Genomic DNA, 16,784 nt, shown 5'->3' on the forward strand with positions numbered 1-16,784 from the left:
TTGTCGCAGACACTCACGACGCTGTCTGATACAGATGCGTCAATTTAGTAACTCGGTGTTAGAAATGTCTTCCCGTTCGACTTGCATGTGTTAAGCACGCCGCCAGCGTTCGTCCTGAGCCAGGATCAAACTCTCCAAAAAATATATCTAACTCGGCCTTTTCACCATTATCTTTGTCACTCATCATCAGCTGCGTTCCATGTACATCAGTACACCATCACTTGCTGATTTCTTCGTTCCTCGATACTGGCAAAAATTCCTTCGTTATATACTCTCTCAGATAACTTTGAATGGCTCTAAAGTTTCTAGAATTACCTTTGTAATAAAGGAATTTTAGTTTGGTCCGTCGTCAACATCTACCAATCAGCTGCGTCGCACGCGACTTGCTTTTTGGGATGTTTTGACATGGGCAATATTTACCAATCGCTTTCGCTCTTGGATATTGCTCCAACAAACTATTGTATGTTTATTACTTCCGAAGAAATAATACCATCATCTGGCTTGAATCATGTGTGCATGATTCCTGTTGCATTGTTTAGTTTTCAAAGAACACCGCCAACTCCTTGAGTCAGCTTTTACATAATATCTTAAAATCATGACCATGTCAAGATTTTCAATATTATATTTTGTTGCCCTGACTGCTTGTTCTAAATTAGCGCCGACAACATGGATAATAATACTCTCAAACAAACTCTTTGTCAACCGTTTTTTGATTTATTTCCACATATTACTATCCAGGAATTCTCCCTTGAGGTGTACCGTTGAATTCATAAGCTCTACAACCATACTTTCATCATATGCAGTTATCAGATTAACTGCTGTATTGTCCTGACGGATATGCCACATATTATTAAGTGGCATTCCCAGGGCATAGGCCAACAGGGTCCTGATTACGCCACCATGAGCTGCTATAACGATATTTTCTCCCTCCGGGGATTTTATTATCTTCTTTAGCTTGGCCACAGCCCTGGCCTGAACATCAGCAAAGCTCTCACCATCAGGACAAGTCATTTCACCTGGGCATTTAAAAAGCTTTTCGTGTTCCACAGGCCATTTATCATGTATCTGGTCATAGGTCAGGCCCTCCCAGGCCCCAAAATTAATTTCCTTAAAATCATCACAGCTTTTTACCTTCAACCCGAATTTACCAGCCACTGCTTTTGCTGTTTCCACTGCCCTGTTAAGAGAGCTTGAGTATACTGCATCCACCTTGTCAAAAGGAAAATTTTCCTTCAGAAGCTGTGCCTGTCTCCGTCCCTGTTCACTTAATTCCACATCTGCCTGCCCCTGATATTTTCCCAGCTTATTCCAGGCAGTTTGTCCATGCCGTACCAATATTATTTTTTTCATTTTATCACCTGTTTCTGCACTTTAGCAGTACTTCTCTGATTGCATCCACCAACAAGCTGTTTTCATGCTCTGTCCGTACTGCCGTCCTTATGTGAAAATCATCCAGTCCAGGATAATTACTGCAATCCCGGACCAGAATGTTCTGTCTTGCCAACAGTTCAACAAATTGACTGCTGCTCAATCCTGTTTTTTCTACACTGAACATGATAAAGTTCACCGTTGGGCTATATACATCAAGTTCTTCAAACGCTGAGAGTCTTTCGTATAATGCCTTCTTGTATTTTTGAATCAGCATTCTGGTTTTCTCCTGATAGTCAACATCCTTTAATGCAGCTACTCCCGCATACTGGGCCAAGAGATTAACATTCCATTGGTCCTTTCCGGCTTCCAGCATGTTAACAAGGTGTTCCCCGGCAACACAAAACCCCAGACGCAGGCCAGGAACAGCAAAAAACTTTGTCATGGAGCGTATAATCAATAAATTTGAATATTTATCAGCGACATCTATTAAGGTGTAATTTTCCTCATCTGTTAAGAAATCCAAAAAGGATTCATCGATTATCAGATCAGTATCGCTCTGCGCTGATTTTTCCAGAATTTCCTCAAAGTCTCCCCTACTGATCAGACTGCCGGTTGGATTGTTGGGATTTCCCAATACAACTGCATCAACCTCCGGTATTTTTTCCATTAATCTTGTCTTGTTCAAGGCAAAATCATCTGCTTTGTCCAGATATTGATATTCCACTTCACATCCTGCAGCCCTTGCTCCTCGTTCATATTCACTAAAGGATGGCACCGGTATCAAAACTCTTTTTGGCCGCCTGGAGTGAAAATATACATACAGCAATTCTACTGCGCCGTTCCCCAATACTATATTTTTCATATTGGTTTTATAATGCACAGAAATAACCTGTTTCAGCTGCAATCCGGATGGATCAGGATAGTGAACCAGGTTATCAACATGTTTTATTATTGTATTTTTTACCTTATCAGATATTCCCAGTGGATTTATATTAGCGCTGAAATCATACAGCTCAGGCCTGCAGACTCCAGCGCTATATACATTGCCACCATGTTCAAATGGTCTCATTACTCACCTTACCTCTGTCTGATAATCCAGCCCCCTGGAATCAGGCGCTCCACATCAAAATATTCCATATGTGGAAATTTGTCGCCAATCATCCTGACAACATCCAGCACCTTTTTCATGGATTCATCCGGTTTAAACATTACTCCCAGCATAGTCCCACTATGAGCCACATTCACACCTATTGCTCCCTGTGATTTAGCAAACTCTATAATCTCATCCAGCTGTGGCTTGGCCAACAGCTTTTGGTTTGCCAATGCACTGATAGTTGCTACCCTGCCTATATTTTCTGCAGAGAAATCCTTGGAAAGTGAATCAACGGCCTCCAACAACTCAGAAGGACTATCCGCATTCCCACTGTTATCTGAATAATCAGAGTGAAAATCTATTGTATTTACAGTCCCACCAGTGTCAAACATGGCAATAATGATTTTAGGAACATTCTTATATGACCTTACAAGTTGACCTGTCATATAATTCATCAGGACTACGCCTTCATAAAAAACTCCATCCGTTGGTTCAATGCCGGCTGCAAGCTCTGCAACCTCTTCAGGTGCCAGTTCATCGTCGATAGCCGTAGCCACAGCCTGTATGACCGCAACAATATCAGCTGTACTAGCAGCCATTCCCTTACCAGTAGGCAATTGTGATTCCAAGGCTAATCCAAGAGGAAACTCCGTAAATCCCATATAATTCACAGTGTTCTTCAAGGCTATATTGGCTTTCTTCCCCAATCCGGTTTTTGCAGAGGTTCTTTCTGTCACCAATGCTCTTGAATAAAGACCTATAGGACAAGTTACCAAAAAAGGCTGCCCATCCTTCCACCCCTGGGCAATCTCTCCACAGGAGCCAGGCACCAAAACTTCTAAAAGCATATTATATTATCCCCCTCTCAAAAAGGTATGTTCCAAATATAAAGGCAATGATAACCACCAGCTCACACAATGTGGTCACAGCACCATATACATCACCTGTCAGTCCGCCAAGAATCCGGGATACATAACAACCAAACAAGGCAGTAAAAACCATGGCATATAGTACAGCCAATGCAGCACTCCAGCCCCAGGGAAGTACAAACAATAGCCCGGAAACGAATGCAACCAGCAGCGTATTTCCCTTTGATGAATTTGTAAAGGACTTTCCCATGCCTTCCTTGCGGGCATAGGGGAAAAGCGTTATGGCCATTACCATCATCATCCTGGAAATAATCGGCATAACAAAAAGAGCTACCGGTAATTGCTCCGCAGGCAAATCAGAAATCGCTGCATACTGCAAAAGAATAAACAATACAAAGGAAATTACCCCAAAGGCTCCGGAGCAGCTGTCCTTCATTATTTCGAGCATTCGCTCCCTGCTGCGCCCGGAAAACACTCCATCAACAGTATCCATCAGGCCGTCGCAATGAAGAGCCCCTGTACACAGAACCGGCAAAGTAACCAGTATAGCATTTACCAGGTGTTCCGGCATATCAAGGCCATAGGATGGCGCAAGACAACAGAGAATCCAGGCTGTACCACCATATATTGCCCCCAAGACTGCCCCCACAAGAGGAAAAAACTTCACACTTCTGCCAAAATCCTCCTCGGTCCAAACAGTCTGCTGCACGATATGGATCCTGGTCAAAAACTGCAAGCCTATCAGAAAACTCTGCATTTAAAGCACTCCAATACTATATATTACACACAAAATATGACAAACAAGCAAAAACAATATTACATCCGTATACATCATACAAATTGTTTTAATAATGTGTTCCTTATTTATTGTTTCATCCGGATCGCCCATATACGCCCTAAAATGAACTTTGCCAAAATATGAATTATAGCCGCCAAGCCTTATTTTCAATGCGCCGGCCACAGAGGCCTCAGCCCAGCCCCCATTAGGACTGGGATGTTTTCCCGCATCCCGCCACAGGATTTTCCAGGATTTTTTTCCATCATAACGAAGAATAAAGGCCGAAACCACAAACAATAAGCCGGTAATTCTCGCCGGTATATAGCCAAGAACATCATCCAGCCTTGCGGATACCCGGCCAAAATACAGATATCGCTCATTTCTGTATCCTACCATGGAATCAAGGGTATTTACCGCCCTGTAAAGATAAGCCACCGGCAATCCTCCAATCAGGAAAAAAAATAACGGTGCTATGATTCCATCCACTGTATTTTCCGCTATGGTTTCAACTGTAGCCCGGGAAACCTCTCCGGAATCCAGCTGATCCGTGTCCCGGCCAACTATCCAGCCCACCTTGTACCTGGCATTTTCCAAGTCACCTGCTGCCAAGTAGCCGTACAGTTCTTTGCCGGCAGCAGCCAGACTCTTGGGTGAAATTGTAAAGCTCAGCAAAAATGCCTCTATCAGCATTGAGACATAATAATTGTTTAGCATATTCACAATATTCATTATACCATTTACCAATAAAAAGGTGAATAGCAAAACAATACAAGCCAGCAGGCCTCCCAACATCAATTTTCTGGTATTGCTGTCTTCCTTCCTGTAAAGAGGTCCCTCCAACGCTGCAATCAGCTTGCCTATGAGTACCACAGGGTGAAAATTGCTCCGGGGATCTCCGATAACTGCATCAATCAAAAATGCCGCAATAGCTGTTATCATCAATTCTCATCACCCATTATTTTCTCCAGTCTGACCATATCCATGTTCTGTTCAACTATATCTGCCAGACGCTCATAATTTTTCTGTTTCTCGGCCATAACATTCCGTGATGATTTCAATGGCAAAAGTCCCTTGGAGGTCCTTACTGCATTTAGAAGCTGTCGCCGAAACTCATCATTGTCAAATATTCCATGAATATATGTTCCCAGTACATTACCGGAAGCTGTTACAGTCCCCTCCGTACTGCTGCACTGCCCGCGACTGCGCTCTTTTATCACAAAAGGATGCCTGTCTGATTTGTCGACAAATTCCGTCTTGCCCGTATGAATTTCATACCCTGTTATATCATTCGCCTTAATCATTGCGCCCATAAATTCAAGCCCTGTACAATCTGCCTTTACTTGACTTGTCAGTTTTTTTTCTGCAAATACGGTTTCTACCCCCAAAAGCCCCAAGCCAGCAATTTCGTCATGCTCCGATTCTGTATGATGCGGATCCCGAATCATTCTTCCAAGCATCTGATAACCGCCACAAATACCTATCAATGGTTTTCCTTTGACGCTATGACCATTAAGCAGTCCGGACAATCCTGATTTGTTGAGATACATCATATCTTCAACAGTATTTTTACTGCCGGGCAAAATGACCATGTCCGGATTCCCAAATTCATCGGTATTACGGACATAATAAAGGGATACATCTCCTTCATGAGCCAATGCATCAAAATCAGTAAAATTTGAAATCTTTGGAGTTTGAATAACAGCAATTTTTATATCGGCATCATCACGCACAGATACTTTTTCATCCAGGGATACCGAGTCTTCATCGTCTATTCCCATTTCCTCAATATGAGGTATTACACCCAATACCGGTTTACCTGTTTTTTCCTCCAGAAAGTCTATGGCTGGTGTCAGCAGGCTGATATCTCCACGAAACTTGTTGATTACCAAGCCCTTCACCAGTTGACGCTCATCTTCATCCAGTAATTCCAAGGTGCCAACCAGTGAAGCCAATGCGCCACCTCTATCTATATCGGCAATCAAAAGCACAGGTGCATTAAGGTGCTTGGCCACCCGCATATTTACAATATCATTGTCCTTCAGATTTACCTCGGCAGGACTTCCTGCACCTTCAATCACAATGGTATCATATTCATCATCAAGTTGATTCAGGACAGACTTCACAGCATCAAAGGCTTTTAATGAGTATCCCTTGTGATATTCCCTGGCCGACATGTTTCCTACAGGTTTTCCCATAATGATCACCTGGGAACAGGAATTGCCAGTTGGTTTTAACAGCACCGGATTCATTTCCACTGTCGGTTCCAACCCTGCAGCCTCTGCCTGTGCTACCTGAGCCCTGCCCATTTCTCCACCATCCCTGGTCACATAGGAATTAAGCGCCATATTCTGTGCCTTAAAGGGTACTACACGACTGCCCTTGCGATAAAAAATTCGGCACAGAGCCGTTGCCAATATACTTTTTCCCACATGGGATGATGTCCCCATGCACATAATTTTCCTAGCCATTTTCTACCTCATTTATCAGATATTCTCAGAGATTTTTTTGATGTCCACCGGAATCCCGGATATTACCATATACACTTTTTCAGCAGCCTGGGCGAGCATCTGATTTGTCAATCCCGATAAATCTCTGTATTCCCTGGCCAAGCGGCTGTTGGGAACTATCCCGGAGCCCACCTCGTTGGTAACAATTACTACCGTGGCATCAGAGGCTGTAATTGCCTTTATCAGCTGTTGGATATTGTCGGTAACCAGTCTGTAATTTGCATCAAAATCGTCTATATCGTTGACAGTGCTCAATATATTGCTGATGTATATTGTCATACAATCAAACAAAAACATATCATAGCTTTTGCCCTGTTTTTCAATCACCTCGTAGGCATTAAAGGGCTTCTCAAAGGTCTTCCATTCCTTGGGACGGCGCTCACGATGCAGCTTTACCCTATATTCCATTTCCACATCGCTAACCTGGGATGTAGCAATATACCCGATTTTCTTGCCATATTTCGCAACATATCGTTCCGCAAACGAACTCTTGCCACTTCTTGCCCCACCAGTAACCAAAATAATTTTTCCCATTACTATCCCTTATTTCCTCTAAAATTCCTGCAGGCTTCCACAAATTCTGATGCTGCATCCGGATAACCTGCAAAATGTATATGCAGATATGAGCCCAATACATTCCCCCTGACATAACCGCCAGGATAATGTACGCCATTTCTGGCCCGAACAAACTCAAAGGCCCTTTTCCCCTCTGTATTGTCTTCCCTGGGAAGCTCAACCGAAAAATGGAACTCATGTCCCTTGAGCACATCTCCCTTTTTCCCAAGGATTGTATCTGTCTGTAGCTCAGCCGAGACATAGCCTACCATCTGCAATTTGTTGTTCATTTTAACCCGGCATGGCAATATATCACACATGGGGAATACTTCGCCATTGAAAGCTTCCATTGAACTGCTCAAAAACATAAAGCCGCCACATTCGGCGTATATAGGCATGCCAGCAGCTGCTTCTTTTCTGATACTTTCAATAAGCTCAAGATTACTGCTTAATTTGTCTGCAAACATCTCCGGGAAACCGCCACCAAAAATCAGTCCATCCACCCGGGGAAGCTGTCGATCAGCAAGGGGGCTGAAATAAACAACTTCTGCACCCTGTTGTTCAAGGACACTGATACTCTCCGGATAATAAAAGGAAAATGCATCATCCCTGGCAATGCCGATACGGACCTTTGGTAAGGTATTTTCATATATCTTGCCATCAGGCACATTAATTGCTGCCGCGCCCTCACCGACCTTTATTATTGCAGCAATATCCAACTCACGGGCCATGGCCTGTCCCATATCATCAACAACCTTAAGCTCTTGATTTTCCTCAACCGGCAATAATCCTAAGTGCCTTTCCGGCATAACAAGATCATCATTACGATGAACCGCACCTAAAACCGGAATATTAAGATCAGCCATTGCCTCACGAATAATTCGTTCATGGTTATCTGAGCCAAGTCGGTTCAATATAACCCCAGCCAGCTGTACATCCTTGTCAAAGGATTTAAATCCCAGGGCAACTGCCGCTGCAGATGCTCCCATGGATTTGCAGTCCACAACCAATATTACCGGGGCATGTAGACATTTGGCAATCTCAGCAGAAGAGCTTATCCCGTTATTTCCACCATCATAAAGGCCCATAACGCCCTCGATCACAGCCAATTCAGCTCCACAGGCGGATGCAGCAAATACTTCCACCATCTTTTCCCGGGGCATCAGCCAGGAATCAAGATTATGAGACGGCCTGCCACTGGCCAGCCTGTGATATCCGGGATCTATATAATCAGGTCCGACCTTATAGGGCTGAACCTTTATTCCTTGTTGCCGCAGTGCCGCCAACAAGCCTGTAACTATTGTTGTCTTGCCGGAACCACTTTTAGTGGCAGCAACTACTATTCTTGGAATACGGCATTCCATATACTACGCCCCTTAAATATCACACACGGTTATTATCAATAATATACATAACAGCATTAATAACCGAAGCTGCAATCGGACTGCCTCCTTTTGTTCCGGCCACGGTTACATAAGGTATAATGGAATTGTTCTCCAACGCCTCCTTGGAATCTGCTGCTCCCACAAAGCCTACAGGAATCCCGACGATTAATGCAGGCCGAAGGCCTTCGTCCTTCACCATGCGTAACACTTCAAACAAAGCGGTAGGGGCATTTCCTATAGCCACAATGGCACCATTCATATCGTTGCCAAAGCTCCTCATTGCCGCCATGGACCTTGTAATCCCCTGCTGTTTTGCCAGCTGGCTTATCTGGGGATCAGCAACACGGCAGAATACCTCTCCCCCAAAGGTTGCCAGCTTCCTTTTATTAATGCCGGTACGAACCATTTCAACATCTGTATATATGTTGCATCCACTCAAAATTGCCTTTTTCCCTGCTTCAATTGCTTTTGGGTGCATTCTGATTATGGGCGCATATTCCACATCACCGGCTGCATGAATAATCCTTGAATATACTTTCGTGGCATCCTCATCCAGGTTCAGGCCCTTAAGGTGCGGTGCAATAATTTCCATACTCCTTTTTTCTATTTCCATAGGCTGCCTTATAAAATCCATGTAAATCCTCCACAAAATCGAAATAACATATATCTGCTTTTTATCAAAGTTTGATTCCCCCACCTATAGAGTAAGAGGACATCCATAACCTAATCATAACTTATACTAAAAAACACAATTGAATTATAACACATGATAATATATTACAAAAGTGAACCGCTCCAATGGATACCTTTAATCAATATAAGTATCACAAATTTTATTCATAATAAATTCCATTATAAATCTTTAAAAATTTTATTATCTTCCCATTAAATGTTTGTATATAAATAACAACATGGTATAATAAAAATAGAAAGTTAACATTTATTAGGTGGTGATACAATATGAAAAAGAAAATTCTCATTATCGATGACGCCGAAGTAAATCAGATGCTTTTATCAAGAATGTTGGAGAAATATGAGGTTCTTTCAGCTTCCAACGGTGCACAGGGCCTGGAGCTTGTACAGGCAAATGCTGACACTCTGGCACTTATAATATTGGATATAGTTTTGCCTGAGACTACCGGTGTTGAGCTTTTGGAGAAAATCAAGGCAGATCCGGCTACGATGGATATTCCGGTAATAGTTATGAGTGCACAGCACCAGACAGAGGAACAGGTAATGGAACTTGGTGCCATTGATTTCTGGCGCAAGCCTTTCTATGCTGCCAAGGAAATTCAGGAGAGAGTAGCGCGTATTGTCGGGTATTGAAAAGTCATAAGCTGAAACTTATCTGGAGGGAGTTTTTACTCCCTTCTTTTTTATTCCCATTTACCCAATAACAGCCAAAAAGACTCTTCGACAAAATCAAAGAGTCTTTTTTACTGCACTAAAAAAGTATAAATGTATTCATTAATATCTTTCTTCCACCGCAAGGCGAAATATCATTACACATTTTCCCGGACAAAACTCAGAATATCCTGAAAGCTGTTTGCAATATTTGTGTATTTCATTTTGGGCCTGTCAATAATCACCAGAGGTAACTCAAGGTCTCTGGCTGCCTCAAATTTTGTATCCGTGCCGCCCATGGAGCCACTATTCTTGGTTACTACAACATCCGCATTGTACTTCACAAAAAGTTCCCGATTCAGCTCCCTGGAAAAAGGACCTTGCATGGCAATGATATTATCAGGAGTAAACCCCAGCTCCCTGGCGCCCTTCACCACCTCGGCCTCAGGTAAGATGCGGCAGATAAGTCGGCATCCAACCAGCTCATCGGCTTTGGAAAAAATACTGAGGGTCCTGCTGCCGGTAGTCAAAAATATATTTTCCCCCAGCTCACCGGCTTTTTTTGCAGCAGATTTATAATCTGCCACATAATAAGCCTTGTCGTATTTGAGCTGACTGACCTCCCTCTCAAACCTTATATAAGGTATCTCACACTTTTTACACGCTGCCATGGCATTTGATGATATATTGGCAGCATAAGGATGACTGGCATCCACAAAACATTTTACACCATTTTTACGCAAATAATCCGTAAGTCCTGATTCATCCAAGGGTTTGTCATTTATTTTTATACCCTGATATGCCTTGAGCAGAGACTGACCATATTGACTTATTACAGAAGCTGTCACATCGTAGCCCTGATTCAGTAAATATCCTGCCAGTTCCCTGCCATCCTGCGTACCTGCTGCAACAAAAATCATACCTTATACCCTCGTGGAGTTATCATGTACCCATCTTTTACATAAGTCCTGCTGTTTCCAATGATGACAATGGAGAACATTCCTATTTCCTCCTCAGTAAAATGAGCTAAATCACTTATAACATGACTTTCCTGATCACGACTGGCACCTGTTACTATTCCAACAGGGGTTTTAGGATCTCTTGATTCCAAAATAATTTTTTGTATCTGGTTGATGTAGTCCGGGCGTGATTTACTCTTCGGGTTATATAAGGCAATCACAAAATCACCTTCCCCGGCCAATCTTGCTCTTTTTTGTATCAGTTCCCATGGAGTGAGCCAATCACTAAGACTGATTACTGCAAAATCGTGCATAAGGGGAGCACCCAAAATAGATGCCGCTGCATTGACGGCCGATACCCCTGCTATTGTTCCACCAAATTCCGGTCTCGATTCCCCAGGACATTGCAAAAGCATTTCCAATACAAGACCTGCCATGCCATATACCCCGGCATCACCACTGGAAACTACCACGGTATTACTTCCATTGACCGCTTCTTCCACAGCCATACGGCAACGGTCTACCTCCTGCATCATCCCTGTACCGATTACTTTTTTACCATCAAGTAATTTTTCTATCAACTTGATATAGGTTGTATAGCCAACAACCACATCAGCTGATTCTACTGCCGTCCTTGCTCTTGGCGTCATATCCTCAATACTTCCGGGCCCTATTCCAACTACAGTTATTTTTCCCATACCAGCGCCACCGTCACTTTCTCAAATTTCGTTTTTGGTAAGGCCAGCGCACCATGACTACAGCAGCAATAAGCTGCTGCCTCTGACACATTGCCTACGCCTACATTATTTTTGACAAATTCCGATTCCTCCAAATTATAGGAATCTATTTTTTCAGCCAATTTGTCATTTTCATAAAAACTGATTTTTCTTTTCAGCTGTGCAGCTGCAGCCAAAAGGCCCTGTTCATCAGCCTTGATACCGGCACTTGCCAGCTCATCTATACGCCCGATCTGCCAGTCGATGCTGTTACAGGCCTTATCCAGTGCTGACAAAACCAGCTCCTTACCAACACCGCGGCGACAGCCTACTCCTGCAATAAGCCTGCGAGGTTTTAAAAGCAAAACCTTTCTGCCTACAGAAATATCTTTATCACTTATCACCACAGTATAGTAATCCTTATGGGCAATTATACTGTCAAGCCCTGAAATATTATCGATTACAGTCGGATGAATTGCCATTTTCCCGAGAGCGTTTATATAATCCTCAAGACAGGGTATTTCTTTATCGATGATATACTCCACCACAGCACCCTTTAATATTGCACTGTTAATGGAAAGAATATTACCTGTTGGATACGGCATAAGTCCCAACCTGGATGCAATAAGATCAGGGGCCAGCATGTTATTTATGTCGGTTGCTGTTGTAATGACCGGATTTGCTCCCAGCCCTTTTGCCAAAAACTTGGTCAGTTCATTGGCTCCACCAATATGACCTGACAAAAGACTGATTATATTAAGGCCCTTTTCATCCATTACCACCACAGCCGGGTCATGCAATTTCCCCTTTAAATGTGGGGCAATCGCCCTTACCACGATTCCCGTTGCCATAATGAATATCAATGCAGAATACTTATCAAAAACCTCCGTCACTGCCTCAGTCACCCGGCTATAAGGTATAAAACCACTATTTTCCTTTAAATTTTTATGCCCATATATATCTATGGTGCCATTCATCATAGACTGAACCCTTTTGGCCAGCTGCAATCCCTGTGCAGTTGAGGTAAAAATCGCACATCTCATTTTTTTGCATCCCTATAGCCATGACTAAATTCCGGTGCATACAATCTGGACAGTTCATAATCACTGCCCAAAACATGGCTGACAACAATCATGGAGGTTCGGTCTACCCCCTCACCTTCTATTTCACTGCATATTGTTTCCAAAGTAGCCCTGAATATACGCTGCTCAGGCCAGGTTGCCCGTTGAACAATAGCAATTGGTGTATCTGGCTCATAACCGCCGGCAATCAGCTCTGCCACTACTTCCTCCAACATGGAAATACTCAAAAAAATACACATTGTAGCCTTATGCGCTGCCAATGACTTCAGCTTTTCCCGGTCAGGTACCGCAGTGCGCCCTTCATTTCTGGTGATAATCACTGTTTGTGTAACCCCAGGCAAGGTATATTCCTGCTTCAGTACCGCCGCAGTTGCCAAAAAGCTGCTTACTCCCGGTACTACTTCAAACTCTATTCCCTTTTTGGATAAAGCATCCATTTGTTCCTGAATGGCTCCATAAATACTTGGATCCCCGGTATGCAGTCTTACTACTTTTTTCCCTGCCTCCACGCTTTTCTCGATGACCTCCAGGACTTCCGGCAAAGACATTGATGCTGAATTATGGATTTCACATCCTTCCCGGGCATATCCCAATAATGCCTTTGGCACTAGTGAGCCTGCATAAATAATTACATCAGCAGCCTCCAGGAGCCTGCGGCCCTTGACGGTAATCAGTTCCGGATCACCAGGACCTGCACCTACTATACTAACATTTACCATGTACATAACCTCATTTCTTAATACAAGTAACAATAAAAATTGGATTATTGGCTTTTACCATATCATATGAACCTAGCTGATGAAGCTGACTCACCTGTACCTGAACAGCATCATAGCTATAATCCTTGCGATTGCGCAGATATTCTATACACTGTGCTATGGTCTGGATAGTTATGCAATTGATTACAATCCTTCCACCGACTTTAAGTTTACTGTCCACCAAATCCATAATAGGTGCCAGATTTCCACCGCTGCCACCTATTATGGCAGCATCCAATAAAGGCAGCTGCTCCATCCCATCTGGTGCACAGGCCTCAATTATCTCAAGATTATCAACACCAAATTTCCCTGCGTTGGCCTTTATAAGCCCGATTCCCTCCGGATTACGCTCCAGTGCATAAACCCTGCCCTCCGGGGCCTGAATTGCTGCCTCTATGGACAAAGATCCAGTACCTGCTCCTATATCACATACCAGACTGTCCCTTTTAATACCGGCCTTGACTATGGTCAATATCCTGATTTCCTGTTTGGTCATTGGAACCTTGCCGCGTATAAACTCCTCATCAGGAATTCCAAGGGTATACATTATGCCACCACCACCAATACACAGTTATAAAATGTTTTCTCAACCATTGCTGCATCACCAAGAGTTGTTTTTATGATTTCCTCATCATCATAGGACAACCGGCTGCATATCCCCAACATGGATGAATCCGGCCAACCTCTTTCCTGCAGCATTTTAGGGATCGTTTTTGAATTATTATTTTTATCAGTCAAAAAGCCTATCACTCTGCCAGGCTGGAAATCCAGGCTTTCAGGAGCAGGCTGTCGGCCATGCATACTGATTAAATCCGCATCATGCCAAGGCAGTCCAAGCTTGGCAAAAGCTACCTGCATTGAGCTGAGCCCGGGAATCACTTTGATACATTCATCGGAATAACTGCGGCGAACAGCGTCCAACATGGAATAATAGCCAGGATCACCGGATACCATTACTATCACATCATTATCCGGCAAATGCAGTTCAATAAATTCCATAACCGCCGCCATATCTGCCCTAATTATAAACTGTTTTTGCCCCTCAGGATTTCCGTACTGCTCCATGGCCCTGCTACTGCCCACCAGCACCTTTGCCCCTTTTATGGTATCAAGAGCCTCAGGTACCATATATCTAGGTGAGCCAGGGCCTATCCCCACTATTATGATTTTATGTGCCATCCTAATTCTCCGCCTATCATCCTTGCATTATCATCCATCCCCAACAGGGATCCCTTTAAGGTTACCAGAACAGTACCCACTGTAAGCTCATCGAAGACCAGCCTTTGGGCACGCTGACTAGCCCTGGCTGCAATAGTTTCATATACAGCTTCCAGCCCGTATTTTTCTATTACAGGGAGAGCCGCCTCCGTCGTTAGTGACTCCAAAATCTCCCTCACACCTTCGGCAGGCATACCTGCAGCGGCACTATAAGCCGCCATGGTCTCAAGTCTGCCATCCCCGACACGGTTGTGGGTATGGAAAACCCCGGCGGCCACCTTGGCTAATTTGCCGATATGACCAAATAGCAGGACCTTATCCACGCCAGATTCCGCAGCCTTTTCCAGCATATGACCGATAAAATTACTGGTTTGCACCATGGCTTCAACAGGCAATCCCCATTCTCCGGCTATTCTTTCACCGATTTTCCCCGGCACAAAAATCTGGCTTGTATATCCGGCAGCATAGGCCACTTTTATCTGTGGGACCAGCGAATCCTTAAAGGCTTCCTCTGACATGGGTTTAAGAACTCCTGTGGTCCCCAAGATAGAAATACCATCACGAATACCCAAAATCGGGTTAAGGGTTTTTTTTGCCAGTTCTTTTCCCCCAGGAATATCAATTCTTATCCTACAGCCAATGACTTTTCCGTAAGCTGCTTCCACTGTCTCCTTTATCAGCTGTCTTGGTCCCGGATTAATGGCCGGCTCACCAGGTGAAACTGCCAAACCTGCCTTGGTCACGGTTCCCACACCTTCACCAGCGGTGAATTCCAAATAGTCAATGCTTTCATCAAACTCTACCGTGGTGATAACGACAGCTCCATTGGTTATATCAGGATCATCGCCCCCGTCCTTTATCACAGAAACTTTAATCCCCTCACCGGCATTTTCAATGTCCTTGATTGGTATTGTCAGTTTTGTTCCATCTAGGGCAGTTATATCAACAAAATCACAGCAGCTCCCCTGAGAAAACAGTATTGCTGCCTTGACTCCCGCTGCCACACAGGCCCCGGTGGTATACCCACCTTTTAGCTCCTTAGTCATGTTTCCCCCATAAATTTTAAAATATATCACTATTGCATATTATAACGCAGTTGTTCAAATTTTTCTTCTTTGGAAGAAAAATACTTTGATTGACATAAAAAAAAGCAGTTAAAGTCTCACCAACTGTCAAAAATTTAAGGCCCAAGGAATTTTCCTTGAGCCTTTTCAACGATGAACATCATCCTTCAAACAACGCCTTGGCGAAATCCTCGGCTATGAATGGCCTTAAATCCTCTACCCCTTCGCCAACACCAATCCATTTTACCGGCATGGCGAGCTCTGCCTTTATACCAATTACTACACCGCCCTTGGCTGTGCCATCCAGCTTTGTAAGCACAATACCGGAAATAGGAGCCGCCTCAGTAAACAGCTTGGCCTGACTTATGGCATTCTGCCCAGTGGTAGCATCGAGAACCAACAGGGTTTCATGAGGTGCCTCTGGAATTTCCCTCTGAATTACCCGATTGATTTTTTTCAGCTCCTCCATCAAATTAGATTTAGTCTGAAGCCGACCGGCAGTATCTATAAGAAGGACATCCACATTCCGCGCCACAGCAGCTTTTACAGCATCAAAGGCTACTGCAGCCGGATCCGAATTTTCCTCATGACGAATCACCTTGGCATCAGTGCGCTCTCCCCAAATTTCCAGTTGGTCAATGGCCGCTGCACGGAAGGTATCTGCCGCAGCCAGCATAACACTTTTCCCCTGGGCCTTATAATAAGCACTGAGTTTTCCAATAGTTGTGGTTTTCCCAACTCCATTGACACCAATAACCAAAAAAACCGTAGGCCCTGACTTGGCCATATTGATTTCATTTGACTCCCTGGTAAGCAGGTCAGAAATCTGCTTCTGCAAAAATGGCTTCAAATCCTCCGGAGAATTGATTTCCTTTTTCTTTATTCCCTTACGCACGGACTCCATCAGCCGTTCCGTGGTATTGACACCTACATCAGCCATTATCAGGATTTCTTCCAGCTCATCCAGCAGATCATCATCTATATCGGCATAGCCAATAACCAGCTTTTCTATTTTTTCAGTTATCGACGCCCTTGTTTTAGTCAGTCCTTTTTTTAATTTATCAAAAAAACCCATAGTACTACCT

18 protein-coding genes and 1 rRNA gene are annotated in these 16,784 nt (G+C 43.7%); 1 reads left to right on the forward strand and 18 read right to left on the reverse strand.

Annotated elements, in window-relative coordinates; translation table 11 throughout:
• From K6C05_RS10445 to K6C05_RS10490, 10 genes are all read right to left on the reverse strand, one after another.
• A 16S ribosomal RNA gene (locus K6C05_RS10445) occupies nt 1-141 on the reverse strand; the annotation flags it as partial.
• A gap of 573 nt (nt 142-714) precedes the next feature.
• Nucleotides 715-1,350 (reverse strand): alpha-ribazole phosphatase, encoded by a 636-nt coding sequence (cobC, locus tag K6C05_RS10450; RefSeq protein ID WP_296734491.1) that lies wholly within the window; start codon nt 1,348-1,350, stop codon nt 715-717.
• Nucleotides 1,351-1,354: 4 nt separating this feature from the next.
• The gene (cobD, locus tag K6C05_RS10455) at nt 1,355-2,440 is read right to left on the reverse strand and encodes a threonine-phosphate decarboxylase CobD (protein ID WP_296734494.1); all 1,086 of its coding nucleotides are present in this window, start codon (nt 2,438-2,440) and stop codon (nt 1,355-1,357) included.
• Between the two features lie 8 nt (nt 2,441-2,448).
• Nucleotides 2,449-3,312: a GHMP kinase gene (locus K6C05_RS10460; protein WP_296734496.1), complete on the reverse strand. Its 864-nt coding sequence runs from the start codon at nt 3,310-3,312 to the stop codon at nt 2,449-2,451.
• Between the two features lies 1 nt (nt 3,313).
• Nucleotides 3,314-4,090, reverse strand: a complete 777-nt coding sequence (cobS, locus tag K6C05_RS10465; RefSeq protein ID WP_296734498.1) for an adenosylcobinamide-GDP ribazoletransferase — start codon at nt 4,088-4,090, stop codon at nt 3,314-3,316.
• On the reverse strand, nt 4,091-5,050 hold the full coding sequence (gene cbiB, locus K6C05_RS10470; RefSeq protein ID WP_296734501.1) for an adenosylcobinamide-phosphate synthase CbiB: 960 nt from the start codon (nt 5,048-5,050) through the stop codon (nt 4,091-4,093).
• Nucleotides 5,050-6,579: a cobyric acid synthase gene (locus K6C05_RS10475; protein ID WP_296734503.1), complete on the reverse strand. Its 1,530-nt coding sequence runs from the start codon at nt 6,577-6,579 to the stop codon at nt 5,050-5,052. Before K6C05_RS10475 ends, cbiB begins: the two co-directional genes overlap by 1 nt.
• A gap of 15 nt (nt 6,580-6,594) precedes the next feature.
• Nucleotides 6,595-7,152 (reverse strand): bifunctional adenosylcobinamide kinase/adenosylcobinamide-phosphate guanylyltransferase, encoded by a 558-nt coding sequence (gene cobU / locus K6C05_RS10480; protein WP_296734505.1) that lies wholly within the window; start codon nt 7,150-7,152, stop codon nt 6,595-6,597.
• 2 nt (nt 7,153-7,154) lie between these two features.
• Nucleotides 7,155-8,537 (reverse strand): cobyrinate a,c-diamide synthase, encoded by a 1,383-nt coding sequence (locus tag K6C05_RS10485; protein ID WP_296734507.1) that lies wholly within the window; start codon nt 8,535-8,537, stop codon nt 7,155-7,157.
• A gap of 19 nt (nt 8,538-8,556) precedes the next feature.
• Nucleotides 8,557-9,192: a precorrin-8X methylmutase gene (locus K6C05_RS10490; protein WP_296734508.1), complete on the reverse strand. Its 636-nt coding sequence runs from the start codon at nt 9,190-9,192 to the stop codon at nt 8,557-8,559.
• A gap of 326 nt (nt 9,193-9,518) precedes the next feature.
• On the opposite strand from K6C05_RS10490, the gene K6C05_RS10495 reads away from it, so the two are divergent.
• Nucleotides 9,519-9,884: a response regulator gene (locus tag K6C05_RS10495; protein WP_296734511.1), complete on the forward strand. Its 366-nt coding sequence runs from the start codon at nt 9,519-9,521 to the stop codon at nt 9,882-9,884.
• Between the two features lie 176 nt (nt 9,885-10,060).
• Here the strand turns inward: K6C05_RS10495 and K6C05_RS10500 are convergent, their stop codons facing one another.
• The 8 genes from K6C05_RS10500 to ftsY all read right to left on the reverse strand — a co-directional run bounded on the left by K6C05_RS10500 (nt 10,061) and on the right by ftsY (nt 16,774).
• Nucleotides 10,061-10,822 (reverse strand): cobalt-precorrin-6A reductase, encoded by a 762-nt coding sequence (locus K6C05_RS10500; protein WP_296734514.1) that lies wholly within the window; start codon nt 10,820-10,822, stop codon nt 10,061-10,063.
• Nucleotides 10,819-11,559 carry a precorrin-3B C(17)-methyltransferase gene (gene cobJ / locus K6C05_RS10505; protein ID WP_296734516.1) on the reverse strand — a complete coding sequence of 247 codons (741 nt, stop codon included), beginning with the start codon at nt 11,557-11,559 and terminating at the stop codon, nt 10,819-10,821. The genes K6C05_RS10500 and cobJ overlap by 4 nt, the downstream gene beginning before the upstream one ends.
• Nucleotides 11,547-12,620 carry a cobalamin biosynthesis protein gene (locus K6C05_RS10510; RefSeq protein WP_296734519.1) on the reverse strand — a complete coding sequence of 358 codons (1,074 nt, stop codon included), beginning with the start codon at nt 12,618-12,620 and terminating at the stop codon, nt 11,547-11,549. The genes cobJ and K6C05_RS10510 overlap by 13 nt, the downstream gene beginning before the upstream one ends.
• A complete protein-coding gene (cobM, locus tag K6C05_RS10515; RefSeq protein ID WP_296734522.1) occupies nt 12,617-13,378 on the reverse strand; it encodes a precorrin-4 C(11)-methyltransferase in 762 nt (253 codons plus the stop codon). The genes K6C05_RS10510 and cobM overlap by 4 nt, the downstream gene beginning before the upstream one ends.
• 10 nt (nt 13,379-13,388) lie before the next feature.
• On the reverse strand, nt 13,389-13,964 hold the full coding sequence (gene cbiT / locus K6C05_RS10520; protein WP_296734524.1) for a precorrin-6Y C5,15-methyltransferase (decarboxylating) subunit CbiT: 576 nt from the start codon (nt 13,962-13,964) through the stop codon (nt 13,389-13,391).
• Entirely contained in the window at nt 13,964-14,596 is a 633-nt protein-coding gene (gene cbiE, locus K6C05_RS10525; RefSeq protein ID WP_296734528.1) for a precorrin-6y C5,15-methyltransferase (decarboxylating) subunit CbiE, read from the reverse strand. Before cbiE ends, cbiT begins: the two co-directional genes overlap by 1 nt.
• A complete protein-coding gene (gene cbiD, locus K6C05_RS10530; RefSeq protein WP_296734531.1) occupies nt 14,578-15,681 on the reverse strand; it encodes a cobalt-precorrin-5B (C(1))-methyltransferase CbiD in 1,104 nt (367 codons plus the stop codon). Before cbiD ends, cbiE begins: the two co-directional genes overlap by 19 nt.
• 178 nt (nt 15,682-15,859) lie before the next feature.
• Nucleotides 15,860-16,774, reverse strand: a complete 915-nt coding sequence (gene ftsY / locus K6C05_RS10535) for a signal recognition particle-docking protein FtsY (RefSeq protein ID WP_296734534.1) — start codon at nt 16,772-16,774, stop codon at nt 15,860-15,862.
• Nucleotides 16,775-16,784 lie beyond the last annotated feature (10 nt).

It is taken from the genome of Anaerovibrio sp. (genome assembly GCF_024697385.1).
Classification (GTDB): domain Bacteria; phylum Bacillota; class Negativicutes; order Selenomonadales; family Selenomonadaceae; genus Anaerovibrio.

Bases quoted from the DNA above. Each gene is read 5' to 3' on its own strand.
- cobC (WP_296734491.1), bottom strand. From the start codon at position 1,350: ATGAAAAAAATAATATTGGTACGGCATGGACAAACTGCCTGGAATAAG.
- cobD (WP_296734494.1), bottom strand. From the start codon at position 2,440: ATGAGACCATTTGAACATGGTGGCAATGTATATAGCGCTGGAGTCTGC.
- K6C05_RS10460 (WP_296734496.1), bottom strand. From the start codon at position 3,312: ATGCTTTTAGAAGTTTTGGTGCCTGGCTCCTGTGGAGAGATTGCCCAG.
- cobS (WP_296734498.1), bottom strand. From the start codon at position 4,090: ATGCAGAGTTTTCTGATAGGCTTGCAGTTTTTGACCAGGATCCATATC.
- cbiB (WP_296734501.1), bottom strand. From the start codon at position 5,050: ATGATAACAGCTATTGCGGCATTTTTGATTGATGCAGTTATCGGAGAT.
- K6C05_RS10475 (WP_296734503.1), bottom strand. From the start codon at position 6,579: ATGGCTAGGAAAATTATGTGCATGGGGACATCATCCCATGTGGGAAAA.
- cobU (WP_296734505.1), bottom strand. From the start codon at position 7,152: ATGGGAAAAATTATTTTGGTTACTGGTGGGGCAAGAAGTGGCAAGAGT.
- K6C05_RS10485 (WP_296734507.1), bottom strand. From the start codon at position 8,537: ATGGAATGCCGTATTCCAAGAATAGTAGTTGCTGCCACTAAAAGTGGT.
- K6C05_RS10490 (WP_296734508.1), bottom strand. From the start codon at position 9,192: ATGGATTTTATAAGGCAGCCTATGGAAATAGAAAAAAGGAGTATGGAA.
- K6C05_RS10495 (WP_296734511.1), top strand. From the start codon at position 9,519: ATGAAAAAGAAAATTCTCATTATCGATGACGCCGAAGTAAATCAGATG.
- K6C05_RS10500 (WP_296734514.1), bottom strand. From the start codon at position 10,822: ATGATTTTTGTTGCAGCAGGTACGCAGGATGGCAGGGAACTGGCAGGA.
- cobJ (WP_296734516.1), bottom strand. From the start codon at position 11,559: ATGGGAAAAATAACTGTAGTTGGAATAGGGCCCGGAAGTATTGAGGAT.
- K6C05_RS10510 (WP_296734519.1), bottom strand. From the start codon at position 12,620: ATGAGATGTGCGATTTTTACCTCAACTGCACAGGGATTGCAGCTGGCC.
- cobM (WP_296734522.1), bottom strand. From the start codon at position 13,378: ATGGTAAATGTTAGTATAGTAGGTGCAGGTCCTGGTGATCCGGAACTG.
- cbiT (WP_296734524.1), bottom strand. From the start codon at position 13,964: ATGTATACCCTTGGAATTCCTGATGAGGAGTTTATACGCGGCAAGGTT.
- cbiE (WP_296734528.1), bottom strand. From the start codon at position 14,596: ATGGCACATAAAATCATAATAGTGGGGATAGGCCCTGGCTCACCTAGA.
- cbiD (WP_296734531.1), bottom strand. From the start codon at position 15,681: ATGACTAAGGAGCTAAAAGGTGGGTATACCACCGGGGCCTGTGTGGCA.
- ftsY (WP_296734534.1), bottom strand. From the start codon at position 16,774: ATGGGTTTTTTTGATAAATTAAAAAAAGGACTGACTAAAACAAGGGCG.